Below are 24710 nucleotides of genomic sequence, written 5' to 3' on the forward strand. Positions count from 1 at the left end.
CCCTCCGCCGTCCAGGGCGGGAGGTAACGTTTTCAAAATGGCGGCGGATGCGATAGGCGGGCCGCATGTCCGCCGCAGCCGCCGCCCGCTCGATCCTGACCCAGCTGCACGAGCTGATGGCCTCGCGCATTTCCGCGCAAGGCAAGCTCAACCAGGTGGTCGACATCATCGGCGAGGCGCTCGATAGCGAGGTCTGCTCGATCTACCTCCTGCGTGACGGGATGCTCGAGCTGTTCGCCACCCGCGGGCTCAACCAGGGGGCGGTCCACGTCACCAAGCTCGGCGTCGGCGAAGGCCTGACCGGCACGATCGCCCAGAACATCGAGACCCTCAACCTCGCCGAGGCGACCGCCCACCCCGAGTTCCAGTACCGCCCTGAAACCGGCGAGGAAAAATTCCACTCGTTCGCCGGTGTGCCCATCGTCCGGCGCGAGCGGGCGATCGGGGTGCTGACCGTCCAGCACGTCGAGCCGCGGCGCTACGAGGACGTCGAGATCGAGGCGCTGCAGACGGTGGCGATGGTCCTCGCCGAGCTGATCCACAACGCCGGCCTCGCCGACGGCGAGGACAAGGGCGACGCGGCGAGCAGCCATACCGGGCAGGAAGTGCTCGACGGGCTTCAGCTGGTGAAGGGCCTCGCGCTCGGCCAGGCGGTGTTCCACCAGCCGCGCATCAATATCGAGCAGACCGTCGCCGAGGACGTCGAGGCCGAGCGGCAGCGGGTCTATCTCGCGTTCGACAAGATGCGCGAACAGATCGACACCATGGCCGGGCAGGCCGAGTTCGGCGTCGGCGGCGAGCACGAGGAGGTCCTGCAGACCTACAAGATGTTCGCCTACGACGAAGGCTGGAGCCGGCGGATCAACGAGGCGATCGATTCCGGCCTCACGGCCGAAGCGGCAATCGAGCGCGTCCAGCAACGCACCCGGATGCGCATGCGCGAGATCGACGATCCGCTGCTGGCCGACCGGATGCACGACCTCGAGGACTTGTCGAACCGGCTGCTACGGATCGTCTCAGGCCAGCTCGGCACCGCGGCGAGCGTCGGTCTGCGCGGCGATTCGATCCTCATCGCCAAGAATCTCGGACCCGCCGAGCTGCTCGAATACGACCGTCGCCGGCTCAAGGGCGTGGTGCTCGAGGAAGGCAGCCTGACGGCGCACGTAGTGATCGTCGCGCGGGCGATGGGCGTGCCGGTGCTCGGCCGCGTGCGCAACGCGCGCGGGCTGATCCGCGAAGGCGACACGCTGCTGCTCGACGGCGACTTCGCCAAGCTCACCGTGCGCCCGTCGCAAGGCGTGCTCGATGCCTTCGAGGCGCGCTTCGCGATCAACCGCAAGCGCCAGGCGGCCTATGCCAAGCTGCGCGACGTCGAGCCGTTCACTCGCGACGGTCAGCGCATCCAGGTCATGATGAACGCCGGCCTGCGCGACGACATGCCGATGCTCAGCCTGACCGGCGCCGACGGCATCGGTCTGTTCCGCACCGAATTCCAGTTCCTCGTCTCCGCGACGCTTCCGGCGCGCGACCGGCAGACGCGGCTTTACCGCGACGTGCTCGACATCGCCGGCGACAAGCCGGTGATCTTCCGCACGGTCGACATCGGCGGCGACAAGCAGCTGCCCTACCTCAGCAGCGAGATTAGCCGCGAGGACGAGAACCCGGCGATGGGCTGGCGCGCGCTGCGCCTGGCGCTCGAGCGCGAAGGACTGCTCAAGGCGCAGGCGCGCGCGCTGCTCGAGGCGAGCGCCGGCAAGACGCTCAACGTGATGTTCCCGATGGTTTCGGAACCGTGGGAATTCGACGCGGCGAAGAAGGTGTTCGATCGCCAGCTCGCCTATCTCAAGCGACTCAAGCACAGCCTGCCCGAGGCAATCAACTACGGCGTCATGCTCGAAGTGCCCTCGCTCGCCGAGATGCTCGACGTGCTGCTGCCGAAGATATCGTTCATCTCGATCGGGACCAACGACCTGACGCAGTTCCTGTTCGCCGCCGACCGCGGCAATCCGCGGCTCGCCGAACGCTACGACTGGCTGAGCCCGGCGATCCTGCGCTTCCTTGCCCGCGTAATCCAGGGCACGGCCGGGCACCGCGTGGACCTGGGCGTGTGCGGCGAGATGGGCGGGCGGCGGCTCGAGGCGCTGGCACTGATCGGGCTCGGCATCCGCCGCCTGTCGATCACCCCGGCGGCGGTCGGCCCGATCAAGGAACTGGTGCGCAAGGTCGACACGAGCGAGATCGGCGCTGCGATGAAGCGCTGGCTGGCCTCGCCGCCGCCGGACATGCGCGTGGCGCTGTTCGACTGGGCGGCCGAGCATGAGATAGAGGTGGATTAACCACCTATGGTGAGGCAGGCACGCGACGAGCCGAGCTTGACTTGCGACCGCCGGGCCCGTCTTTAGTCGCCTAACAGGTTCGCCGATTGGCTCCTATCCTCAGCAGGAGCGAGAATGGAAAACGACGACGCCATCATCGAGTCTCCGCCCGGAGTGGGCGAGCAACTTCGCGCGGCCCGCGAGGCGAAGGATCTCACGCTCGAGCAGGTCGCCGCCGAGACGCGCATTCCGCAGCGCCACCTGATGGCGATGGAAGAAGGCGATTTCGCCAAGCTGCCCGGCCGGACTTACGCAGTCGGCTTCGCGCGAACTTACGCCAAGACGGTGGGCCTCGATCCCGATGCCATCGGCGTGGGCGTGCGCGCCGAGCTCGATGCGCAGAGCGAGGACGGTTATCGCCCGGCGAGCTTCGAACCCGGCGACCCGGCGCGGGTGCCCTCGCGTGCGCTCGGTTGGTTCGCCGGCTTCGCGGTGCTGCTGCTGCTCGCCGGCGGGTTTTTCTTCTTCCGCACGATCTTCGCGCCGGCCGGTGAGCTGCCGTCGCTGGTCGAACAGCAGCGAGCGCAGCAGCAGACCCCGCAGCGCGCCGCGGCGCCGGGCGCGTTGCCGGCCGCGCCGACGGCCGCCAACCCGACCGGTCCGGTGGTGTTCACCGCGCTGGCGCCGGGGATCTGGGTCAAGTTTTACGACGCCAACGGCAAGCAGCTTATGCAGAAGCAGATGGTGCAGGGCGAAAGCTTCACCGTTCCGGCCGACGCGCAAGGGCCGATGCTGTGGACCGGGCGGCCCGACGCGTTGGCGATCACCGTCGGCGGCAAGCCGCTGCCCAAGCTCGCCGAGCAGGAACAGGTCATGAAAGATGTGCCGGTGACGGCGCAGGCGCTGCTCGCGCGCGGGCAGCCGAGCTCTGTTCCGGCGGGGGAAAAACACGCTCCCGCCGCGACCTGACCGGGTTCGCTCCTCGACAAGCGAGTCCCGCCCCGGCACAATCGCGACCGCGCCGTTCAGCGGCGGTTCGCCCGCCTTGCGCAAGTGAGCCTGCGCGAACCAGTTGAGGAGGGAATTTCGATGCGTTTCACCCGATGGCAGGCTTCTCGCGCGGTTCTCGCTGCGCTGGCCATGGCAGGCGTGCTCGCCGCCGCCGGCCCGGCTGCGGCGCAGGACGAGGCGGCGCGCGTGCGCAAGCTCGAGGACCAGGTCAGGGCGCTGCAGCGCAAGGTCTTCCCCGGACCGGACGGCAAGTTCTTCGCGCCCGAAGTCGATACGTCGAACAACCAACCCGTGCAGCAGCAGCAGCCGGTCGGCATTCCGGCGGCGACGCCGCTGACCGACCTGCTGGGACGGCTCGATTCGATCGAGGCCCAGCTCAATCGCCTGACCGCGCGAAGCGAGGTCAACGAAAACGCCATCTCGATGATCGAGGACCGCCTCGACAAGCTCGAAGCGGCCGGTGCGCCGGCAACCGCGGCCGTTCCGGTGCAGCCGACGGGCGCGATCGAGGTGCCGGACGCGGGCCCGCCCGCCGTGGCCGCGAAGAACCCGGCCAAGACCAATTCGCCCACCAGGCCCGCGGCGCCGAGCGCGGCACGGCTGGCCAAGGTCCAGGCGGTCGCCAAGCCCGACACCGGCAATGCGGGCGACGACGAATACTCGTACGGCTTCCGGCTGTGGGAGGCGGGACTCTATCCGGAGGCGCAGCAGCAGCTGAAGCTCTACGTCGACAAGTATCCCAACGATCCCAAGATCAGCTATGGCCGCAACCTGCTCGGCCGGGCCTATCTCGACGACAAGCAGCCCAAGGCCGCCGCGCCCTATTTCCTCGAGAACTACCAGAAGGACCCGAACGGCGCCCGCGCGCCCGACAGCCTGCTGTTCCTCGCCGAAGCGATGGTCGCGCTGAAGGACAACACACGCGCGTGCCGGGCGCTCGCCGAATTCAGCGACAAGTACCCGGCGCTCGCCACCGGGCGGCTGCAGGACCAGTATGACAGGGACCGCAAGCAAGCCGGTTGCAAGTGACGGGGTGACGCCCGAGCAGGCCGAGCGCTTTGCGGCCGATCTAGGTCGGCTGTGGCCCGAGGACGGGCGCTTCGGCCTGGCGGTCTCCGGCGGCCCGGACAGCCTCGCGCTGCTGCTGCTGGCGCACGCCGCACGCCCGGGACGCTTTGCCGTGGCGACGGTCGATCACGGGCTCCGGCCCGAGGCCGCCGCCGAATGCGCGTTGGTCGAACGGGCTTGCGCCGACCGCGGAATCGCCTGCGCCATCCTCAAGGTTGAACTGGCTGCCGGCAACCTCCAGGCCGAAGCGCGGGCCGCGCGCTATGCCGCGCTGGCCGAATGGGCCGAACGCGAAGGGGTGGCGGCGCTCGTCACCGCGCACCATGCCGACGACCAAGCCGAAACGCTGATCATGCGGCTCAACCGGGCGAGCGGCCTCGCAGGGCTGGCCGGGGTGCGCTCGCGCGGGGTCGTTCCCGGCGCGCGGTTGCCGCTGCTGCGGCCGCTCCTGAGTTGGCGGCGCGCCGAGCTGGCGGCAATCGTCGCCGGTGCCGGGCTCGAGGCGGTGCAAGACCCGAGCAACGCTGACGAGGCCTACGACCGTGTACGCATTCGCAAGGCGCTGGCGGCGGCCGACTGGCTCGACGCCGGGGCGGTGGCGGCAAGCGCCGAACATCTCGCCGACGCCGACGAGGCGCTCGGTTGGATGGTCGAGCGTGAGATGGCCGAGAACGTTTCGGTGATCGAAGACGGCATTCGTTACGAACCCGGCGCGCCCAAGGCCGTCGCCATCCGCGTGGCGGCGCGCATCGTCGGCGGCTTCGGCGGCAGTCCCCGCGGCGGCGCGGTCTCGCGGCTGGTCGACGATCTCACGAACGGTGAAGGCGGCAATGTCGCGGGCGTCGCGGCGAAGGTCTGCGATGGCGGCTGGGTCTTTCAACCCGAACCGCCTCGCCGCAGCTAAGTCTCGATCAGCGCATCGCCCACGCCGGCGCGCTTGCCGCGGGTGATGATGGCCTTGTCGCCGACCTCGGCGATGGCGAACAGCCTGGTCATGAAGGGGTTCGGCGCGCCGATGCAGCCGTGGCTCGCCCAGCCCTTCTCGACCGCGTGGCCGCCGTGGATGGCGACGCCGTCGCCGGTCAACCGCAGCGTCCAGGGCATCGGTGCGTTGCCGTAGATCTCGGAGACGTTGTGGCGCTCCTTGGAGAGGATCGGGAAGGTGCCGAGCGGGGTCGGGTGGTCGTCGGTGCCCAGCAGGACCGCGGTGGCGCCGATCTCGTAGCCGTCGCGGAACACCGAGAGCACGCGTGCGTCGAGATCGATGGTGATCACCAGCGGCCCTTGCGGCACGTCCTTGTCGTCCCAGAACCACTGGCCGTACCTGATCGGCCCGTCGATGGGCAGGATGCGCTTGATCACGAAGGGCTGCTCGGGCTCGCGAGCGGCTGGATGCGCCGTCGGCGTAAACGTTGCCGCAGAGACTTGAACCGGCTTCGGCGTCGGCGCGGCCTGCTTGGCCACCGGCGGGCTCATCGCCTCGAGCGCCTGGTAGGCGCCCACGGCCGAGCCGAGCACCAGCAGTACGCCAAGCGTTCCTCCGCCGATCCATTTCAGTGCCGGGCCCATGTCACGGATAATGCCCGATTAACCGCGCGGTGCCACCCCCCAAACCGCGGCGCGTCCCGCTGCGAGACGTGCGGGCTTGGCGAGTTAACGCTTACCCGTGCGCGCCGAACAGGTTGGCGATTGCGGTCGAGATGCGCAGCGACAGCGCGTGCGCCTGGTCGATCGGGTCGATGAAGGTGCGCCGCAGAGTTTCATATCCTTCGTCGGCCTGTTCCGGGTAATCGGTCGGCTCGGCGAGGTCGAAGTCGACGAGCCGCAAGAACTCGGTGGGGAACGCCCGGCGCAGCTCCGCCAGCGCGTCGTCGATTCTCAACGTGAACACCATCTCGAGCACGTCGTCGCGGCTCACGTCGTTGGCGCGGCTGAACGCCGGGACCGAGATCGCGCGCAGGAACATGTGCTGGAACAGCGCCAGCCGCAGGGCTTGCAGGGCGCCGATCGTTCGCCGCACCGTTTCCCGATCCTCCAGCGGCTGCTCGTCGGGAACCAGCGCCAGGAGGCGGTGAAGCTTCAGGCCATCGATCCGCAGACGCGAGGCCAGGCGGCGGAACACGCCGACACGGTCGTCCTTGACCAGATACTCGGCGAGCGCTTCGCAGGGTTCGGAAAGCTCGCTTTCGGTTCCGCGATAGGGCCGGCTTGCCCAATAGGCGGAATTGAACAGCTCGCCGTAGGCGGCAACGGTCTTGATGCTGCCCAGCGCCTCGGCCGCGCGTACCAGGCGGACGAGCTGGCGACCGCGTTCGCTCTCGCCGAGAAGCTCGGCGAGCTCCTCGTAGTTGCCCTCGGCCGCGCTGCCGAAGCCGGCGATCACGTTCACCGGATAGCCGAGCTGCTGCAGGACCGCGTTGTGCGGAATCGCCCGGATCTGCCTGAGGCTCATCTCGCGCTCGCTGGCCAGGTCGCTTTGCCGGCGCGAGACGCGGCTGCCGGTGGGGCTGAGCAAGCCGAGGCCGAAAGCGGTCACCGCGCGCGAATAAGTGCGGCTTTCGAGATGGACGTGCTGGTGGTCGCGGATCGCGCGGTAGAAATCGAGGCTCAGGTCGATGCGGCGGTAGAACGGGTCCGGCGGCGCCTCCGGATCGGCTTCGCCCGGGTGCAGCGCGGCAATTCGGCAGAGCGTCGCCAGCGCCAGCTCAGGCGTGGCAAAGAACAGGTAGCCGTCGCCGCCCTGGAAGCTCACTTCGGGCTCCAGCCGGATGCCGGCGCGGACAAACCGGCGCCGCGCCCACGGGCTCAGCGGCCACTCGAGCCGGTCCTTCATCCCGCCCGGATGAGCGCCGCGGCCCATGCTTTCGCCGTGGGTGTTGAAGATCAGCGCAGCGACGTCGGTCAGGCCGTTGGCGGCCATCGCCTCGGCGAGGCGGCCCTGCAGCCGCTCGATCGCCAGGCTGGCCGGAATCTGCCCCACGAAGCGCCCGGCGTCGGAAAATCCGGTCTCGATCGCCACCCGGCCGCGCCGCCGGGCGTAGGCGCGGTACTCCTCTTCGGCGAGCAGCTCGTCGAGAAACCGTCCGCCGTGCTCGAGCGCGCTTTCGGTTTCCATCAGCGGCGAGAGATCGACCTTGTCCTCGATGCCGAACATCCGCGCAAAGTAGAGCGCGGCGAGCACCGTCGCCGGTTGCTCGCACTCGGCGACGAGCATGCGGATCGGGGCGTCGGCGTCGATATGGTGGAGGATCTGCGCCATCGCCAGGAATTGGCGGATGGCGGTACTGCTCTCGATCGCGAGGGCGGCGAAATTCGCCCGGTGCGGGCGCACTTCGGCGATCGCCTCGCGCAAATGGACGATCGCCCCTTTGGTCGACAGGTCGAGCTCGCCGGTCGGGTCGATCCGCCGGCGGATCGCGTTGTGCAGCTGCTTGGCGTTCACCCGGAAGTGGATCCAGCCCATCCCGAGCCCGTCCGCGCGCATCGCCGCGGCGAGGGTCTTGAGCCGGATTGCCCGCTCGGGTTCCGCCTCGCGCGCTTCGCCCTCCAGTTGCGCGATGACCGGCGCGAGGCTGAGCAGCTTGCGCGGGTCGTCGGCGGTCAGGCGATTGGCGGCGGCCGAGAGCGCGGCGGGCGCGGAAAGGTCGCCGGCGAAGTCCTCGGCGCGCTCATTGGCATACAGGGTCGCCTGGCGCAGTTGGCCGAGCAGAGGATGCGCGGCGTCGGTCGCCTCGAGCGCATCGCCATAGCGCGCCAGCCGCTCGGCCTTCTCGGCGAGCCGGAAGCCCACCGAATCGTGCCAGGCGATATCGGTCCGCCCATCCATGTCGTAGCCGACCCAGGTGGCGAAGCGGAACGGCAGCGGGGCAAGGGCGCGCCACTCGTCGGGCCAGCGTTCGCGGGCGGCGCCGAGCAGGGTGGCGACGATCCGGTCGCGCGCGTCCTGCGCGTGGGTGAGGGCGCGCATCGCCTCGGCATGCTCGAAGACCAGGGTGAGCGGCGGGCGCTCGGCGGACGCCGCGCAGGCCTCGGCGGCAATCGGTCCCTCGCGGCTCGCCTCTCGGGCAACCGCCTCGGCCTGGGCGGGCGGCAGCAGGAACGTTGGGTGCGCGGTGAACACCGCGTGGAGCTGGGGCATCTCCCAGCGCGCGCGGAACTCGGCGAAATCGACGCCCTCGTCGGCCAGCTGCGCACCGAACGCAGCGAGGTTCGTCGCCGGATCGACCGGCGCGACCAGCCCGCGCAAGCGGCGGGCGCGGCTAGCGAGCGCCTGGCATTCGAACTCGGCGATGAGCGCTTCGCAGTCGCCGAGCGACAGCTCGCCGCCCTCGATCAGCCGCGAGAGGTCGAGCGAGAGCTGGAAAACGGGGTTGAAAAGCGGTGTCTCTTCGGTCCGCCGGTGCAGCGCCTGCAAGCGGTCGAGCAGGTCCGCGACGGTCTTCATCCGTTTTGGGTCTGGACCCTGAGGCGGCTCGCTCGTGCAGCCGCTTCGCGCACCGCCTCGGTGTCCAGCGGTCCCTTCGGCACGACCCAGCTGCCGCCGACGCAGAGCACCGCTTCGAGCGCGAGCCACTCGGGCGCGGTCGCTTCGGTGATCCCGCCGGTGGGGCAGAAGCGCACTTCGCCGAAGACGGCGGCGAACGCTTTCAACGTCGGCGTGCCGCCCGCCGCCATGGCCGGGAAGAACTTGAAGCGGTCGAGCCCGAGGTCGAGCCCGCGCATCACGTCGCTCGTCGTCGCCACGCCCGGCAGGTAGGGCACGCCACTGGCAATTACCGAGCGGCTGAGGTTGTCGGTTAGCCCGGGCGAGACGATGAACTCCGCCCCGGCGTCCAGCGCCGCATCGAGCTGGCGCTCGTTGAGCACGGTGCCCGCGCCGACGATGGCACCCGGGACTCGCTTCATCTCGCGGATCGCGTCGAGCGCGGCGGGCGTGCGCAGCGTGACCTCGAGCACCGTCAGCCCGCCCGCGACCAGAGCCTCGGCCAGCGGCCGCGCCTCGGCGGCGTCGTCGATCACCAGTACCGGGATCACCGGCGCAGTGCGCATGATCTGTTCGATCGGGCTCACGAGCCATGCTCGGCGGCGAAGGCGGCCGCGGCGCCGTAGAGGCCCGGCTGCGGGTGGACGATCATCTTCACGGGTATGCCGGCCATCATCTCGGTGTAGCGCCCCTTGAAGCGGAATCGTTCCCCGAATGCGGACTTGGGCAGCAGCTCGAGCAGGCGCATGCCGACGCCGCCGGCGAGCACCACCGCGCTGGCGCCGTGGGCCAGCGCATAGTCCCCGCACAGCCCGCCCAGCGAGCCGCAGAAGCGGTCGACCGCAGCGGCGGCGAGGCTATCCTCGCGGGCGATGCCGCGCTGCCAGATGGTCTTGTCGTCGAGCGGCTCGGGCCGCTTCTCGATTGCCGCGAGCGCCTGGTAGATCTCGCAGATGCCCGGGCCCGAATGCACCCGCTCGGTCGAAACCCGTCGGTGCTCCCTGCGCAGTTTGGACATCAGCCAGTCGTCGATCGCGTCGAACGGCGCGAAATCGATGTGCCCGCCCTCGGTCGACTGGACGTGGTAGCCGCCGGGGTGGCGATGGAAGTGGGCGACGCCGAGACCAGTGCCGGGGCCGATCACGCTGACCGTGCCGCACTCGGGCAGCGGCTTGTCCGGCCCGGCGATGTGGACCAGCTCGCTCTCGGGCGTGCGCGCCACCGCGTGGGCGACCGCGCCGAAGTCGTTGATCAGCGTCACCGCGTCGAGCCCGAGCTGCTCGTCGACCGCGTCGGTGCGGAAGATCCAGCTGTTGTTGGTCATCCGGATGGTGTCGCCGACGATCGGCGCGGCGATGGCGATCGATGCGGCGCGCGGCAGCGGGCCGTCGGAAACGCGCTCGAACTCCTCCCACGCGGTCTGCAGGCTGGCGTAGTCGCTGGTCTTGAGCGTGATCGGCTCCCCTACGGTGATCGTGCCGTTCCTGACCGTGGCGCGGGCGAAGCGGGCGTGCGTGCCGCCGACGTCGAGGGCGATGAGTTCGGTCACAACCCGCCCTCCGCCAGCATGGCCGATGCGCCGCGCTCGGCCTCGTCGGCGAAGTTGCGGAACATCCCGAACAGCTCGCGCCCGGTGCCGAGCTCGACCTCGCGCATCGGCGCCGGCTCGCGGCCGGTCAGGTCGGCCGTGGTCGACAGGGTGCCGTCTTCGGCCGAGACGCGCACCACGTCGCCGTCGCGCAGCAGCGCCAGCGATCCCCACGCGCCGTCCTTCTCGAGCGCCTCGGGGCTGACGTGGATCGCGGCGGGCACCTTACCGCTCGCCCCCGACATGCGCCCGTCGGTGACCAGCGCGACCTTGTAGCCGCGGTCCTGCACCACCCCGAGCACCGGGGTCAGCTTGTGCAGCTCGGGCATGCCGTTGGCGCGCGGGCCTTGGAAGCGCACGACGACCACCACGTCGCGGTCGAGTTCGCCGGCGGCGAAAGCTTGCGCGACGGCGGCCTGGCTGTCGAACACGAGGCACGGGGCTTCGACCGTCCAGCGAGAAGGATCGACCGCGCTGGTCTTGAACACCGCGCGGCCGAGGTTGCCTTGCAGGAGGCGCATGCCGCCGTCGGGCTGGAACGGGTTGGCCGTGCCGCGCAGGATGGTCTCATCGCCGCTCGCACCGGGATCACGCCAGGCAAGCTGCTCGCCGTCGAGCCACGGCTCCTGCGCATAAGCCGACAGGTCGTCGCCGCAGACGGTCATGACGTCGCGGTGGACCAGCCCGGCGTCGAGCAGCTCGCGCACGACGAACCCCAGCCCGCCGGCTGCCTGGAACATGTTCACGTCGCTCGCGCCGTTGGGATAGACGCGCGCGAGCAGCGGCACCGCGTGGCTCAGTTCGGCCATGTCGCTCCAGTCGATCTGGATCCCGGCCGCGCGCGCGAACGCCGGCACGTGGATCGCGTGGTTGGTCGAGCCGCCGGTCGCCAGCAGGCCGACGGCGGCGTTGACCACCGCTTTCTCGTCGACGCACTGCGCCAGCGGACGGTACTGGTTGCCCCCGCGGGTGATTTGGGCGAGCCGGTGGACGCCGGCGCGGGTGAGCGCCTGCCGCAGCGGCGTGCCGGGGTTGATAAACGCCGATCCTGGCAAGGTCAGGCCCATCAGGTCGAGCATCATCAGGTTGGAATTGGCGGTGCCGTAGAAGGTGCACACGCCCGGCGCGTGGTAGCTGGCGCTTTCGCTCGCGAGCAGCTCGGCGCGGGTCGCCTTGCCTTCGGCGTAGAGCTGGCGGACGCGCTGCTTTTCCTTGTTGGGAATGCCCGTCGGCATCGCCCCGGCGGAGAAGAACAGTGTCGGCAGGTAGCCGAACCTGAGGCCCCCGATCAGCAGGCCGGGCACGATCTTGTCGCACATGCCGAGCATCGCCACCGCGTCGTACATCGCGTGGCTCAGCCCGACGGCGGTCGAGAGCGCGATGACGTCGCGGCTGAACAGGCTCAGTTCCATGCCGTCGGCGCCCTGCGTCACCCCGTCGCACATCGCCGGCGTGCATCCGGCGACTTGCGCTGTGGCGCCGGCCTCGCGCGCCCAGACCTTCATCAGCGGCGGATAGGCCCCGAACGGCTGGTGCGAGGAGATCGTGTCGTTGTAGGCTGAAACGATGCCGATGTTCGGCCCGCGTTGGGCCGCGATCGAATCCTTGTCCTCGCCCATAGCCGCGAACCCGTGCGCGAGATTGGAGCAGGGCAGGGCGGTGTTGCGGTCGGCGTGCGCGTCGCCTTCGCGTTCCATCAGCTCGAGATAGCGCTCGCGCGTGCCCTTCGAGCGCTCGACGATCCGTTCGGTCACCCGGGCGATGCTGGGATGCAGCTCACTCATGCCAGCTCACCCCGTCGCGTTCGGCCAGCGCGATCGCCGCGCTCGGGCCCCAGCTGCCGGCGTTATACGGCTTGGGCTGCAGCCCCTCGCGCGCCCATTCCTCGCGGATTGCGTCGATCCACGCCCATTGCGCCTCGACCTCGTCGCGGCGGACGAACAGCGTCTGCTTGCCTTCGATCAGGTCGAGCAGGAGCCGCTCGTAGGCGATGCGCTTGTGGGTGCCGGAAAAGGCGTCGGGCATGGCGATGTCGAGCGGCACGCTGCGCAGCGCGATACCGTCGCGGTCGAGCCCGGGAACCTTGGCCATCAGCGAAAGCGAGATGTTCTCTTCGGGCTGGATGCCGATCACCAGCCGGTTGGGCTGCATCCTCGCGCCCTTGAAGATCGAGTGCGGCACGCAGCGGAACTGGACGACAATCTCGGTCACCCGCTCGTGCATCCGCTTGCCGGTGCGCAAGTAGAACGGCACGCCCTGCCAGCGCCAGTTGTCGAGATGGGCCTTGAGCGCGACGAAGGTCTCGGTGCCGCTGTCGCGCTTGAGCTCCTCGTCGTAGCCGGGCACGATCTGGCCGCCGACCGCGCCGCCGCGATATTGCCCCGTCACGCTCTCGTTGGCCGCCAGCGGGCGCAGCGCGCGCAGCACTTTGACCTTCTCGTCGCGCACCGGGTCGGCCTCGAAGCTCGATGGCGGCTCCATCGCCACCAGCGACAGCAGCTGGAGCATGTGGTTCTGGACCATGTCGCGCAGGGCGCCGGTCTGGTCGTAGAAGTCGACCCGGTCTTCCAGCCCGACGGTTTCGGCGACGGTGATCTGCACGTGGTCGATGTGGGTGGCATTCCACAGCGGCTCGAACAGGCTGTTGGCGAAGCGCAGCGCGAGCAGGTTCTGCACCGTCTCCTTGCCGAGGTAATGGTCGATGCGGAAGATGCGCGCTTCGGGAAAGGCCGCGGCGACGGCGTCGTTGATCTCGCGGCTCGAGGCCAGGTCGATGCCGAGCGGCTTTTCGAGCCCGATGCGCACCCCTTGGCCGGCGAGGCCGGCCTGGCGCAGGCCTTCGATGCTGACTTCGAACAGGCTCGGCGCGGTCGACAGGAAGATCGCCAGCCGGTCCTTCGAATCGCCGACCGCCGTGGCCAGGGCGTCGAACCCTTCGGAGGTGGTCACGTCGTTCGCCTGATAGTGGAGCCGGTTGAGGAAATCGGCCATGCGCCCGCGCCGGTTGGCCGGGAGGAACTTCTCGAGCGCGGCACGGGCGAAGTTGCGGTACTCGGAATCGCTCATCGGCGAGCGGGCCGTGCCGACGATGCGCAGCTTTTCCGGCAGCAGCCCGTCGGCGTCGAGCGCGCACAGCGACGGCAGCAGCATCCGCCGGGCGAGGTCGCCGGTGGCGCCGAACAGCAGCAGCGTGTCGGCGGTGAAGCTCATTGCGTGGCCCTGTTCGTCATTTCCGTCCGCCCATGCGTCGCCGCCACAGGCTCCCGCAAGCGCTAATGTCACGACTTTTGTGGTAGCGCTACCATTATGTTCAGGAAGCGGCTTACACGCTTTGAACGCATCCGCCGCCGGCTTGTTTCTTCAATCGCCCAGCAGGTGCGCGGCGAGCGAGCGCGTGTGCGGGTCGCGGCGGTGCTCGGCGATGAACACGCCTTGCCACGTGCCGAGCATCATTTGTCCGTCGGCAACCGGGATCGTCAGGGTACTGCCGGTGAGCATCGACTTGACGTGCGCCGGCATGTCGTCGGGGCCTTCGGTCGCGTGCTCGTACCCGGGCCCCTCGGGCGCGGCGGCATCGAGCCAGCGTACGAGGTCCCGGTGCACGGCGGCCGAGGCGTTCTCGGTGATCAGCAGGCCGGCGCTGGTATGCTGGCACAGCAGGTTCAGCACGCCGCGGGATATCCCGGTGCCGGCGATCCACTCGGAAACGTGCTCGCTCACTTCGTAGAGCCCGGGGCCATCGGTCTGGAAGGTCAGGATCGAGAGCGTATGCTGCATCGTTGCCCCTATAGAGCGATGTCGATCCAGGGCGAACTGTTTGCTGTCGAGGAGCCGCCGGCCGTGCCGGGGCTGGCGCTGGTGCGCGAGGCGGTCACTCCGGCCGAGGAGGCCGAGCTCGCCGCCCGGATCGACGCGGCGCCGCTGGCCCCGTTCCAGTTCGGCCAGTGGGAAGGCAAGCGGCTGACCGTGCATTACGGCTCGGCCTACGACTTCAGCCGCCACAAGCTGAACGATGCCCCGCCGCTGCCGGACTGGCTCGTCGCCGCGCGCGACAAGCTGGCGCCGCAAGTCGGGCGCGACCCGGGCGCGTTCGAGGCCGCGCTGCTGATTCGCTACGACCCCGGCGCCGGGATCGGCTGGCACCGCGACCGTCCGCAATACGGCGAGGTGCTCGGCCTCTCGCTCGGCGCCCCTTGCGTCCTGCGCTTGCGCCGGCGTACCGAAAGCGGCTTCGACCGCCGTGCCGTCGGCCTGCCACCGCGCTCGCTCTACCTGCTCTCCGGCGAAGTGCGCCGCGAGTGGGAGCACTCGATCGTCCCGCAGGGCGTCACCCGCCGCTCGATCACCTTGCGAACGCTGCGCTAACCCGCCACCGCCCGCTCGATCCGTCGGTCGGGCACCAGCCAGATCAGCGCCGCCGCGACGAACAGCGCCATCCCGGCTTCGGGCTGCCACAGCCACGCGGCTGCGATTCCGGCGAGGTAGAACAGCGGCGAGAGCTTGCCCTTCAGGTCGCGCCCGATCGCCAGCGCGAGCGCTCCGTCCGGTCCTTCGGCGGCGATGATCCGCCGCTGGAGGACGACATAGGCGATCGCGCAGGCGAGCAGGTTGGCGCCGTAGGTCATCGTCGGCCAGCGGGCGAAGTGGTTCTCACCCATCCACGCGGTGCCGAACGGCAGGAGGCTGAGCCAGAACAGCAAGTGCAGGTTGGCCCACAGGATGCCGCCGGTCACCCGGTCGGTCACGTGGAGCATGTGGTGGTGATTGTTCCAGTAGATGCCGATGTAGACGAAGCTCAGCACGTAGCTGAGGAACACCGGCCAGAGCGGCCACAGCGCCGCCGGGCTCGCATCGTGCGGCGCCTTCAGCTCGAGCACCATGATGGTGATGATGATCGCCAGCACACCGTCGCTGAACGCCTCGAGCCGCCTGGTGTCCATCGCCGTCCCTTCGAAATGGTGCGGCACGAATAGCGGCAAGCGGAGGCACTTGGAAAGCTGGACGATCCCCGCGCCATGCGGCACATTCTCCGTAGAGACAGATGGAGGGGTCGCCATGAAACAGGCACTGGTCGCGCTCGGCGCCGCGCTGTCGCTGCTGACCTCGCCGGCACAAGCAGCGATTTCGCAGGCGCAGACCACGGCCGGCGCGGTGCAGGGAGAGGTGGTCGACGGGATCGGCGAGTTCAAGGGCATTCCGTTTGCCGCGCCGCCCGTCGGCGAGCTCCGCTGGAAAGCGCCGCAGCCGCCCGCGCCGTGGCAGGGCGTGCGCAAGACCGTCGCCTTCGGCCCGGCGTGCCTGCAAGGCGCGATCCTCGCGCAGATGGGCAGCACCGCCGCGCAGTCGGAAGACTGCCTCTACATCGACGTGTGGACCCCGGCCAACACGCCCGCCGACAAGCTGCCGGTGATCGCCTGGATCTACGGCGGCGGGTTCAACTCGGGCGCCACCAGCGTGCCGATGTACGACGGGGCGAACTTCGCGCACCAGGGCCTGGTGCTGGTCAGCCTGTCGTACCGCGTCGGGCCGTTCGGCTTCCTCGCCACGCCGGAACTGAGCGCCGAGAGCGGCCACGGCTCGGGCAACTACGGGCTCCTCGACCTCGTCGCCGGGCTCCGGTGGGTGCACGACAACATCGCCCGCTTCGGCGGCGACCCGGCCAAGGTCACCATCATGGGCCACTCGGCGGGCAGCATGGCGGTGAGCGAACTGGTCGCCTCGCCGCTCGCGCGCGGCCTGTTCCGCGGCGCCATCGCCGAAAGCGGGGCCAACTTCGCCCCGCCGGGCTCGTTCGCCGCCGCCGGCGTGCCCTTGCAGGCCGAGGCCGACGCCAGAGGCAAGGCCTGGCTCTCCGCGCTCGGCGCCAACACGCTGACCGAGGCGCGGGCTCTGCCGGCCGAGAAGCTCGAAGCGGCGCAGCACGACAAGGGCGCGCCGCGCTTCGGGCCGGTGATGGACGGCTACGTGATCCCCGGCGACCAGGCGCTGCTGTGGCGGCAGGGCCGTTTCAACGACGTGCCGGTGCTCGTCGGCTCAACCTCGGACGAAGCCGCGGTATTCGGCGGCCGCCGCACGGTGACCCCGGCCGAGTTCGAGAGGCAGGTCCGTGACGGTTACGGCGCCAAGGCCGACGAAATCCTCGCCGCCTATCCGCACGAGACCGATGTCCAGGCGACCCGCTCGGCCAAGAACCTGATGACCGAAACCACCTTCACCTCGAACATGTTCGCCTGGGCCACGTTGCAGGCGCAGAACGGCCGTGCGCCGGCCTACGCATACTATTTTCACCGCCCGACCGACGCGAACCCCGAAGGCTCGGGCCACGGCAGCGAGGTGCCCCTGGTCTTTGCCAACGAGGATCACCGCCCGGGCCGAGCGGCGTGGAGCGACGAAGATCGCGCGCTGTCGCACGAACTGCAGAGCTACTGGGTCAACTTCGCCAAGACCGGCGATCCCAACGGCCCCGGCCTGCCCAAGTGGCCGAAGTTCCAGCCCGGCAAGATCACCGTGATGGCGCTCGGCAAGGACAACAAGCCGATTCCGCTGCCGCTCGAGTGGCGTCTCAAGGCGCTGGCGAACTATTACGCCTGGCGCCGCGCCCGGTAGGCTGCTTGCCATTTCCGGCGGCGGGGGACATCATCCAGGGTAATTGGGGGTGCGGATGAGACTGAAATGCCTCAGCCTGGCAGCATCGGCAGCGGCCCTCGCGGCTGCCGGGCAGGCTCACGCGGGCGACAAGGTGCTCCTCGGCCCGCCCCCCCAATGGGTCGTGGCGCATCCACCGGCCGCCGAACCATCGAAGCCCGGCGACCTGCCGGTCGAAATCGTCCAGCTGGAGCACCAGGTCCGTTTCGAAGGGGATGCCCAGCAGACCTATTCCGTCATCTCGCTGAAGTTCCTCAAGCCGGAAGGTCTGCAGGCCGGCAATATCACCTTCTCGTGGGAACCGGAGACGGAGGACCTGACCGTCAACCGGGTGCTCATCCATCGCGGTGACAAGACGATCGACGTCCTCGGCGAAGGGCAAACCTTCACAATCCTTCGCCGCGAGCAGGACCTCGAGCAGGCGACGCTGACGGGAACGCTGACGGCCAGCCTCATGCCCGAAGGACTGCAGGTCGGCGATGTGCTCGAAGCGGTTTCGACCAAGGTCAGCAGGAATCCGGTGACCGGATCTCATGCCGAAGATGTCCTCGGCCCGCTCAACCTTGCGGCCGGCCGCGTCGACGTATCCGTCGAATGGCCGCAGGGCAAAGCCATGCGGCTGGCCGAAACGGACGACCTGCCGCGATGGTCGCGCACGCTCGTGGACGGCTTCGAACGCGCATCCATTTCACTCGAGAACGTCCAGCCTGTCATTCCCCCCAACGACGCCCCGCCGCGCTACGGCGTCGCGCGCATGGCGGAAGCGACCGATTTCGCCTCGTGGGGCGACGTGGCCAACCTGTTCGTTCCGCTTTACCGGAAGGCTTCGAAAATCCCCTCCACCGGGCCCTTGCGGGTGGAACTGGAGAAGATCCGCGCATCGTCCGCCGATCCGGTCAAGCGCGCGGGCGCGGCGCTGCAGCTGGTCGAGAGCCGGATCCGTTACGTCGCGCTGGAAATGGGTACCGGGGGCCTCGTGCCGGCCGACGCGGCGGACACCTGGGCGCGCCGTTTCGGTGACTGCAAGGCGAAGACCGCGCTGCTCCTCGGGCTGCTCCACGAGCTCGGCGTCGAGGCCGAGCCGGTGGTCGTCAATGCCGGCTTCGGCGACGTCGTGGCGGATCGCCTTCCGGCGGTCGGGATGTTCAACCACATCCTCGTGCGGGCGAAGATCGCCGGGAAGACCTACTGGCTCGACGGCACGCGCACCGGCGATACCGGCCTGGCGCGGCTCCCCGTTCCCAACTTCGGCTGGGGATTGCCGATCAGCAAGGACGCGGCCGCGCTCGTGCGGATACTTCCTCCGCCGCTCGAGCAGCCGGATTCGGACATGACGATCGAGCTCGATGGGACCAGGGGCATTCGCGCCCCGGTCCCGGCCAAGCTCGAGCTGACGCTTCGCGGCGACAACGCGCTCGGCACCAACCAGATGCTCGCCAGCTTGGCCGGCAACGCGCGCGACGAGGCCTTGCGGAAATTCTGGCGCAGCCGCTTCGATTTCATCGATCCGCAGACCTACGACCTCGCTTTCGACCAGGACCAGGTCGAGCTGCATCTGACGATGCAGGGCACCGCCACCCTGGACTGGAAGGACGGCTGGTACGAAACCGACGAGACCGGGGTCGGCTATCGCCCCGATTTCAGCCGCGCGGCCGGGGCGGGGCACGATGCGCCGTTCGCCGTCAGCTACCCCTTCTTCGTGCGGACGCGCGAGACCATACTGCTGCCGCCGACTTTCACCGGCAAGGTCAGCGGCGACACGACCGAGGTCGACGAGACGATCGCCGGGGTCGAATACCACCGCCACGCCAGCCTGACAGGCAATCGTTTCATGATCGAGCGCACCTCGCGCAGCCTGGTGCCGGAAATCGCCTACAAGGACGCCACGGCAGCGGCAAAGCGCCTGCGTGAGCTCAGCCAGAATTCGGTATATCTGAGGATTCCCAACAGCTACCGGATGACCGAGGGCGATCTCGCGGTCGTCGCCAAGGAGACGCCGGACGACGACCCCGATGCACTCGTTACCCTGGGCAATTCGTTCCTCAACCTCGGCAAGAATGCCGATGCGCTCGAGCGCTTCCAGCGAGCCACCGATCTGGACGCGAAGAACGCCCTTGCGTGGGCCGATCGCGGGATCGCCGAAGCCTATCTGGGCAAGTTGAGCGAGGCGACCGCGTCGCTCGACAAGGCCGCGGCGATCGACCCGCAGAACCTCTACATGTTGCACGGCCGCGGCATCGTCGCCGAGCAGCGCCGGGCCTATACCGTGGCGATCGACGCCTACGGCCAGGCCATTGCCGTGAACCCCAAGGACGATTTCGCCTATGCCCGCCGGGCCCAGGCCAACTACGGCGCCGGCAAGGTCGATGCGGCCATGGCCGATGCGCAGAAGGCGATCGATCTCAAGCCCGACAACCTGCAAATGTACGCCTTGCGCACATTCGCCCTCACCACTCGCAAAAAACCGGACGACGCCGTGGCGGAAATCCAGCGCATGGTGGCGGCCAACGCCGGCAACGTCGACGCCGCGACGCTGGCGAAGCAGATGCTGACCCAGCTCGGAATGGCCGACAAGGCCAGGGCCATCGCCGGCCCGCCGGTCGATTCGGCGCCCACGCCCCAGTCGTTCTACGCCAAGGCGCTGCTGCGCGAGGCGAAGGATGTCGACGGCCAGTTGTCCGACTTGAATGAAGCGCTGAAGCTCGGTCCGGATTTCCAGCCGGCGCTCTACACGCGGGCCTCGCTGCTCTACGGCAAGGGGCAAAGCGAAGCCGCCCTGGCGGATGCCGAGCGGGCGCTGGCGGGCGATCCGAAAAACGTCGACCTGTACCTGCTCAAGGCGAACCTTTTGCGCAATCTCGGCCGCCGCGAGGAATCGCTGGCGGTGGCCAAGACGGTCACCGAGGCCAATCCGCAAATGCCGTTGGCTCACGTCATCGCCGGCAAGATCTACCAGGCGTACGATCGGCACGACGACGCGGTCGCGGCGATCGACCGTGCGATCGCCCTGGCGCCCGAGCCCTACATGTACCTCAATCGGGCCGACATCCGCCCGTTCGACGCGATCGAGGCGCGGCTGGCCGACGTCGACACCGCGCTGAAGATGGATCCGGAGTTCGCCCCGGCGCTGGCGATGAAGGCCGATCTGCTGGCCCGCAAGGGCGACCACGCCGCCGCGGCGAAGGTCTACGATACCGTCATCGCCAAGGAGCCGGAGGAGACCGGCTACCTGGTCTCCCGCGGCATCGAGCTGTGGCGCGCCGGCCAGCGAGCGGCGGCGGAGAAGGACTTTGCGGCGGCCGGCGACCGCGCGGTGGGGGCCATGCAGCTCAACAGCCTGTGCTACCGCAAGGCGGCCGCGGGAGTGGACCTGGAGCAGGCGCTGAAGGAATGCGACGAGTCGCTGAGCCTTTCTCCCGATGCCCCGCCCACGCTCGACAGTCGCGCGACCGTCTATCTGCAGATGGGCCGCTATGCCGATGCGAAGACCGACTACGACCGGGCCCTCGCCAAGATGCCGACGATGGCGCCTTCACTGCTCGGGCGTGCGGTCGCGCGGTTTCACCTCGGCGATGTCGACGGTGCCAGGCAAGACCTGGCCGCCGCGCGCAAGCAGCAGAACGACATCGTCGAGCGCTACAGAACGCTCGGCATGGCCGTTCCGCAGGAGCTGGCGAGCTAACTCCTTCGCCGGCATGCGGATTCCGGTAGTGACGAATGCTTCGGGAGATGCCAGACTAGACCGAGTCAACAAGGGCCGTCATTGAGCCCTCGGGAGTTGGATTTATGCGTTTTCCGATCGCTTGCGCTGCCGCGCTGGCCCTTTGCTTGCCCGCCCTTCCGGTTCAGGCGCACCATTCGATGGCGATGTTCGACCAGACCAAGACGGTCACCATCTCGGGCACCGTCAAGCAGTTCCAGTGGACCAACCCGCATTGCTACATCCAGCTGGTGGCCAAGGACGCCAAGGGGGCCGAGACCGAATGGAGCCTCGAGATGGGCGCGCCGATGTACCTTTATGCCAAGGGTTGGCGCCCTTCGAGCCTCAAGGCCGGCAACCAGATCACCGTGACGCTCAACCCGCTGCGCAACGGCGAGCCGGGCGGGATCGTGCTCACCGCCAGTACCGCCGACGGCAAGCAGATCGGCAAGTCGCTGGCGCGGACGTCCTGACGATGAGGATGGCTGGGCTGGCAGCCGCGGCGCTGCTCGCATTCGTCGCCGGACCGGCCGTGGGCCAGTCCCCGGCCAGGCTCCCCGACTGGAGCGGGTTGTGGGAGCCGGAGGGCACCGACACCGCGATCAGCGGGCTGTCCGAATCGATCACCGAGGCGCGGGTCGAGGGCAAGACCGCGACGTCGGGCGGCTTCAACCGGCCGCTGTTCGGCTTCGGTGCGCCGTGGAACGAGGAAGGCAAGCGCCGCCAGGCCGCGCGCCAGGGAGAGACCGCCAACTGCCGCGCGCTCGGCTGGGGCTTCCCGATGATGATGAATGCCGACGCGCCGATCCAGTTCTTCATCGCCCGCGACAAGGTCCTCGTCGTCAACGCCTACCGCGACGTCACCGACGTGCGCATGGCCAAGGCGCATCCGTCGGAGGACGACCTGTGGCCGACCGTGTGGGGCGATTCGATCGGCCACTGGGAGGGCGACACGCTGGTGATCGACACCATCGCGGTGAAGAACCCGCACGAATACTTCCACGGCGCCCCGCCGCTGTCGGAGAAGGCGCACTACGTCCAGCGCATCCGCATGGACAAGCCCGGCCACCTGGTCGACGACATAACCATCGAGGATCCGACGACGCTCACCGGGCCGTGGAGGAACCGCCTTTCGTTCCAGCCCGCCGTTGGGTTCGAACGAATGGTCTACGACAATTACGACAACGACCGCACCGAATGCGGCACCGACACCGGCATCGCGCCGTCGAAGGTCGGGCAGTCCGGCGAATAATCGCCCACGAAGGGGAGAACTCATGAGAATTCGCAACCACATCGCCGTCGCCGCGCTGGCGCTGGCCCTCGCGGCCCCGCTCGCGGCGCAGCAGCAGCCCACCGGCGAGAAGCCGGCGGTGATCGCCGCCATCCCCGGGGTGATCGCCAAGGGCGCCAAGTGGCAGCGCGTATGGCAGGGGCCGTTCAACGCCGACGGCATGGCCACCGCGCCCGACGGCTCGCTGCTGTTCGGGCAGGAACAGGCCAACACGGTGATGAAGCTGTGGCCCGACGGGCGCACCTGGGCCGCCTGGCCTTACGTCAAGGGCGCCGGCGCGGTCTCGGTCGACGCCGCCGGGCGGGTCTTCGCGGTCGAGCGCACCTGCACCGATCCCGGCCTCAAGGCCGACTGCAAGGAGCTCACCCGCGTCACCCAGATCGCCCCGGAGCACAAGGTGCTGGCCGACAAGTTCGCCGACGGCAAGGGCCTCGGCCGGCTGAACGACATCCAGGCCGACGGCCACGGCGGTGCCTGGTACACCCAGGGCGGGCTTTACCACGTCGCCGCCGACGGCACCGTCAGCACGGTGGCCGAGGGCGGCGGGATGTTCACCAACGGCGTCGTGCTCAGCCCCGACGGCAAGACGCTCTACGTCACCAACAAGCAGACGATCGTCGCCTTCGACGTCGACCCGAACGGCACGGCGAGCAACAAGCGCGACTTCGTCACCCTGGCGAACGAGGAGAAGGGCTTCGGTGGCGACGGGCTGGAAGTCGACAGCGCCGGCCGGCTCTACGTCACCGGCGACGCGGGCATTCACGTGATCGAACCGGGCGGCAAGGAGCTCGGCGTGATCCCGGTCCCGCGCCGCTCGATCACCCTCGCCTTCGCCGGGCCCGACCGGCGCACGCTCTACGTCGGCGCGATGGGCGGCACCGATCCCGACGGCAAGGAATGGCACACGCCCGACGGTGTGCGCAACGACGCGATGACCATCTACAAGGTCGCCACCCTGGCGGCGGGGCCGAAGTAGGGCGCGAAGTCTCCCTCCCGCAAGCGGGAGCGCGGAGCAGCCCGCAATGAAAACGCCGGACTCCTCGCGGAGCCCGGCGTCTTCATGTCGGCGAAGCGGGTTCGCTCAGTAGCCGCGATAGCTGCGATAGCGGTCGTAGCGGCGGTCGCCCCAGCGGCGATCCCACGAATAGCGGTCGTACATGCGATAGCCGCGCCCATCGTAGAACCAGCCGTCGTAGTAGCGGTAGCCGTTGTAGTAGTAGCCGTTGTTGTAGTTGTAGTAGTTCGGGTAGGTCTCGTAATAGAAGCTGACCCCGGGGCGGTTGTAGTAACCGTTGTAGTAGCCGCCGTTGTAGTAGCCGTTGTTGTAATAGCCGCGGCTGCCCGAGGCGGCGGCAGCGCCGATCGCGAGGCCGAGGATGCCCGCGCCGATGGCGATGGCGGCGTCGTCGCCGTGGTGGCGATAGTGGCGGTAGTAGGTCCGCGCGTCGGCCGGCGCGGCCGTGGCGAGCGCCGTGGCGGCCGCAGCGGTGCCGAGCAGGGCTTTCTTGAGGAAGGTCATGGTCAATCTCCGCTGCCCGCGGCGCCGGCCCCAATGCCGGACGATTCGCGGGGCATTGCAGTGGGTTGTGACATAGCACACTTGAACCGAACCCGAAACCTGCTGGCAGGTTCCGTTCAGGTTTGCGGAGTGTGGGGTGAATGGAGAGCGGCATGTGATGAGCGGCGGGATCGCATCACAAATCGCTTCGCCAGTTCCGTTGCCGCCGCATAAGCCAGTGTGATGCCGACCGTTCCCGCGAGGAGAAACGGGCTGAGCGGCACCAGCCCGAACGCCTCTCGCGACAGGGGAACGAAAGGCAGCGCCAGCGCCGCTGCGGCGATGGCCAGCGCACTTCCAAGGAGCAGAGGGGAGGGCCGGCTGCGCAAGGCGAAGCGGCGCGTGCGCAGGACGAACAACACCGCGAGCTCGGTCAGCAGGGAGACCACGAACCACGCCGTCTGGAATACCGCCGCGCCCGCGTGCGCGAGGTACACCAGCGCCGTGAAGGTCATCAGGTCGAACAGCGAGCTGACGAGACCGAAGGCGATCATGGAGCGCCGGACCTGGCGGATGTTCCAACGTTGCGGCGTGGCGATGTGCTCGGGGTCCACCCGGTCGCTCGAGATCGCCATCGAAGGCATGTCGGAGAGGAAGTTGTTGAGCAGGATTTGCTTGGGCAACAACGGCAGGAACGGCAGCAGCGGCGTCGCCAGCGCCATGCTGACCATATTGCCGAAGTTGGCGCTGGTGGTGATGACGATGTACTTGAGCGTGTTGCTGAAGGTGCGCCGGCCGTCGACCACGCCCTGCTGCAGGACCGCGAGGTCCTTCTTGAGGAGGACGATGTCGGCGCTCTCGCGCGCGACGTCGACCGCCGTGTCGACCGAGATGCCGACGTCGGCGAGGTGCAGCGCCGGCGCATCGTTGATGCCATCGCCCATGTACCCCACCGCGTGACCCGCCTGCTGCAGCGCGCGGATGATCCGTTCCTTCTGCTGAGGGTCGATCTCGGCGAAGACTGCGACTTGCGGCGCCCGCTGCCGCAGGGCCTCGGCGCTCATCGCCGCGACCTCGCTGCCGGTCAGCACACGCTTCGCGCTGAGACCGA

General features: G+C 68.9%; 20 protein-coding genes. 10 read left to right on the top strand and 10 right to left on the bottom strand.

Annotation, left to right across the window (positions count from 1 at the left end):
* Window positions 1-65 precede the first annotated feature (65 nt).
* The 4 genes from ptsP (at window position 66) to tilS (ending at window position 5298) form a co-directional block, all read left to right on the top strand.
* Window positions 66-2336: a phosphoenolpyruvate--protein phosphotransferase gene (gene ptsP, locus G7B69_RS12555; RefSeq protein ID WP_166179801.1), complete on the top strand. Its 2271-nt coding sequence runs from the start codon at window positions 66-68 to the stop codon at window positions 2334-2336.
* A gap of 114 nt (window positions 2337-2450) precedes the next feature.
* On the top strand, window positions 2451-3284 hold the full coding sequence (locus G7B69_RS12560) for a helix-turn-helix domain-containing protein (protein WP_166179803.1): 834 nt from the start codon (window positions 2451-2453) through the stop codon (window positions 3282-3284).
* A gap of 120 nt (window positions 3285-3404) precedes the next feature.
* A complete protein-coding gene (locus G7B69_RS12565) occupies window positions 3405-4355 on the top strand; it encodes a tetratricopeptide repeat protein (RefSeq protein ID WP_243415160.1) in 951 nt (316 codons plus the stop codon).
* Window positions 4321-5298: a tRNA lysidine(34) synthetase TilS gene (gene tilS / locus G7B69_RS12570; protein WP_166179805.1), complete on the top strand. Its 978-nt coding sequence runs from the start codon at window positions 4321-4323 to the stop codon at window positions 5296-5298. The genes G7B69_RS12565 and tilS overlap by 35 nt, the downstream gene beginning before the upstream one ends.
* On the opposite strand, the gene G7B69_RS12575 is transcribed toward tilS, so the two are convergent.
* The 7 genes from G7B69_RS12575 to G7B69_RS12605 all read right to left on the bottom strand — a co-directional run bounded on the left by G7B69_RS12575 (window position 5295) and on the right by G7B69_RS12605 (window position 14242).
* Window positions 5295-5963: a L,D-transpeptidase family protein gene (locus tag G7B69_RS12575; RefSeq protein WP_166179807.1), complete on the bottom strand. Its 669-nt coding sequence runs from the start codon at window positions 5961-5963 to the stop codon at window positions 5295-5297. The genes tilS and G7B69_RS12575 overlap by 4 nt on opposite strands.
* Window positions 5964-6054: 91 nt before the next feature.
* Window positions 6055-8838 carry a phosphoenolpyruvate carboxylase gene (locus G7B69_RS12580; RefSeq protein ID WP_166179809.1) on the bottom strand — a complete coding sequence of 928 codons (2784 nt, stop codon included), beginning with the start codon at window positions 8836-8838 and terminating at the stop codon, window positions 6055-6057.
* Entirely contained in the window at window positions 8835-9464 is a 630-nt protein-coding gene (gene eda, locus G7B69_RS12585; RefSeq protein ID WP_166179811.1) for a bifunctional 4-hydroxy-2-oxoglutarate aldolase/2-dehydro-3-deoxy-phosphogluconate aldolase, read from the bottom strand. Before eda ends, G7B69_RS12580 begins: the two co-directional genes overlap by 4 nt.
* Window positions 9461-10426 carry a glucokinase gene (gene glk, locus G7B69_RS12590; RefSeq protein ID WP_166179813.1) on the bottom strand — a complete coding sequence of 322 codons (966 nt, stop codon included), beginning with the start codon at window positions 10424-10426 and terminating at the stop codon, window positions 9461-9463. The genes eda and glk overlap by 4 nt, the downstream gene beginning before the upstream one ends.
* Window positions 10423-12249: a phosphogluconate dehydratase gene (edd, locus tag G7B69_RS12595; protein ID WP_166179815.1), complete on the bottom strand. Its 1827-nt coding sequence runs from the start codon at window positions 12247-12249 to the stop codon at window positions 10423-10425. The genes glk and edd overlap by 4 nt, the downstream gene beginning before the upstream one ends.
* The gene (gene zwf / locus G7B69_RS12600) at window positions 12242-13675 is read right to left on the bottom strand and encodes a glucose-6-phosphate dehydrogenase (protein ID WP_166179818.1); all 1434 of its coding nucleotides are present in this window, start codon (window positions 13673-13675) and stop codon (window positions 12242-12244) included. Before zwf ends, edd begins: the two co-directional genes overlap by 8 nt.
* 150 nt (window positions 13676-13825) lie before the next feature.
* Entirely contained in the window at window positions 13826-14242 is a 417-nt protein-coding gene (locus G7B69_RS12605) for a secondary thiamine-phosphate synthase enzyme YjbQ (RefSeq protein ID WP_166179820.1), read from the bottom strand.
* Between the two features lie 18 nt (window positions 14243-14260).
* Here G7B69_RS12605 and G7B69_RS12610 point away from each other — a divergent pair, with 18 nt between their 5' ends.
* Entirely contained in the window at window positions 14261-14830 is a 570-nt protein-coding gene (locus tag G7B69_RS12610) for an alpha-ketoglutarate-dependent dioxygenase AlkB (protein WP_166179822.1), read from the top strand.
* Here G7B69_RS12610 and G7B69_RS12615 read toward each other — a convergent pair.
* Complete coding sequence (locus tag G7B69_RS12615) at window positions 14827-15432, bottom strand: TMEM175 family protein (protein WP_243415161.1); 606 nt, start codon at window positions 15430-15432, stop codon at window positions 14827-14829. The two genes, G7B69_RS12610 and G7B69_RS12615, sit on opposite strands and share 4 nt — an antisense overlap.
* An 88-nt stretch (window positions 15433-15520) precedes the next feature.
* Between G7B69_RS12615 and G7B69_RS12620 the strand changes: the two genes are divergently transcribed.
* From G7B69_RS12620 to G7B69_RS12640, 5 genes are all read left to right on the top strand, one after another.
* Window positions 15521-17071 (top strand): carboxylesterase/lipase family protein, encoded by a 1551-nt coding sequence (locus G7B69_RS12620; protein ID WP_166179824.1) that lies wholly within the window; start codon window positions 15521-15523, stop codon window positions 17069-17071.
* 55 nt (window positions 17072-17126) lie between these two features.
* The gene (locus G7B69_RS12625) at window positions 17127-20792 is read left to right on the top strand and encodes a tetratricopeptide repeat protein (RefSeq protein WP_243415165.1); all 3666 of its coding nucleotides are present in this window, start codon (window positions 17127-17129) and stop codon (window positions 20790-20792) included.
* A gap of 104 nt (window positions 20793-20896) precedes the next feature.
* On the top strand, window positions 20897-21283 hold the full coding sequence (locus tag G7B69_RS12630; protein ID WP_166179828.1) for a DUF6152 family protein: 387 nt from the start codon (window positions 20897-20899) through the stop codon (window positions 21281-21283).
* A gap of 8 nt (window positions 21284-21291) precedes the next feature.
* Window positions 21292-22062, top strand: coding sequence for a hypothetical protein (locus G7B69_RS12635; protein WP_166179735.1), 771 nt, complete (start codon window positions 21292-21294; stop codon window positions 22060-22062).
* Window positions 22063-22084: 22 nt separating this feature from the next.
* A complete protein-coding gene (locus G7B69_RS12640; RefSeq protein ID WP_166179830.1) occupies window positions 22085-23077 on the top strand; it encodes an SMP-30/gluconolactonase/LRE family protein in 993 nt (330 codons plus the stop codon).
* Between the two features lie 105 nt (window positions 23078-23182).
* On the opposite strand, the gene G7B69_RS12645 is transcribed toward G7B69_RS12640, so the two are convergent.
* Both G7B69_RS12645 and G7B69_RS16950 read right to left on the bottom strand, forming a co-directional pair.
* Entirely contained in the window at window positions 23183-23620 is a 438-nt protein-coding gene (locus G7B69_RS12645; RefSeq protein WP_166179832.1) for a hypothetical protein, read from the bottom strand.
* Between the two features lie 116 nt (window positions 23621-23736).
* Window positions 23737-24663, bottom strand: a complete 927-nt coding sequence (locus G7B69_RS16950) for an HAD-IC family P-type ATPase (protein WP_207786014.1) — start codon at window positions 24661-24663, stop codon at window positions 23737-23739.
* Between the last annotated feature and the right edge of the window lie 47 nt (window positions 24664-24710).

This window comes from Croceibacterium segetis, from assembly GCF_011320115.1.
Lineage (GTDB): Bacteria > Pseudomonadota > Alphaproteobacteria > Sphingomonadales > Sphingomonadaceae > Croceibacterium_B > Croceibacterium_B segetis.

Coding starts and splice junctions, on each gene's coding strand:
- ptsP (WP_166179801.1), top strand. CDS start 66: ATGTCCGCCGCAGCCGCCGCCCGCTCGATCCTGACCCAGCTGCACGAG.
- G7B69_RS12560 (WP_166179803.1), top strand. CDS start 2,451: ATGGAAAACGACGACGCCATCATCGAGTCTCCGCCCGGAGTGGGCGAG.
- G7B69_RS12565 (WP_243415160.1), top strand. CDS start 3,405: ATGCGTTTCACCCGATGGCAGGCTTCTCGCGCGGTTCTCGCTGCGCTG.
- tilS (WP_166179805.1), top strand. CDS start 4,321: ATGACAGGGACCGCAAGCAAGCCGGTTGCAAGTGACGGGGTGACGCCC.
- G7B69_RS12575 (WP_166179807.1), bottom strand. CDS start 5,963: ATGGGCCCGGCACTGAAATGGATCGGCGGAGGAACGCTTGGCGTACTG.
- G7B69_RS12580 (WP_166179809.1), bottom strand. CDS start 8,838: ATGAAGACCGTCGCGGACCTGCTCGACCGCTTGCAGGCGCTGCACCGG.
- edd (WP_166179815.1), bottom strand. CDS start 12,249: ATGAGTGAGCTGCATCCCAGCATCGCCCGGGTGACCGAACGGATCGTC.
- zwf (WP_166179818.1), bottom strand. CDS start 13,675: ATGAGCTTCACCGCCGACACGCTGCTGCTGTTCGGCGCCACCGGCGAC.
- G7B69_RS12605 (WP_166179820.1), bottom strand. CDS start 14,242: ATGCAGCATACGCTCTCGATCCTGACCTTCCAGACCGATGGCCCCGGG.
- G7B69_RS12610 (WP_166179822.1), top strand. CDS start 14,261: ATGTCGATCCAGGGCGAACTGTTTGCTGTCGAGGAGCCGCCGGCCGTG.
- G7B69_RS12620 (WP_166179824.1), top strand. CDS start 15,521: ATGAAACAGGCACTGGTCGCGCTCGGCGCCGCGCTGTCGCTGCTGACC.
- G7B69_RS12625 (WP_243415165.1), top strand. CDS start 17,127: ATGAGACTGAAATGCCTCAGCCTGGCAGCATCGGCAGCGGCCCTCGCG.
- G7B69_RS12630 (WP_166179828.1), top strand. CDS start 20,897: ATGCGTTTTCCGATCGCTTGCGCTGCCGCGCTGGCCCTTTGCTTGCCC.
- G7B69_RS12635 (WP_166179735.1), top strand. CDS start 21,292: ATGGCTGGGCTGGCAGCCGCGGCGCTGCTCGCATTCGTCGCCGGACCG.
- G7B69_RS12640 (WP_166179830.1), top strand. CDS start 22,085: ATGAGAATTCGCAACCACATCGCCGTCGCCGCGCTGGCGCTGGCCCTC.
- G7B69_RS12645 (WP_166179832.1), bottom strand. CDS start 23,620: ATGACCTTCCTCAAGAAAGCCCTGCTCGGCACCGCTGCGGCCGCCACG.
- G7B69_RS16950 (WP_207786014.1), bottom strand. CDS start 24,663: ATGAGCGCCGAGGCCCTGCGGCAGCGGGCGCCGCAAGTCGCAGTCTTC.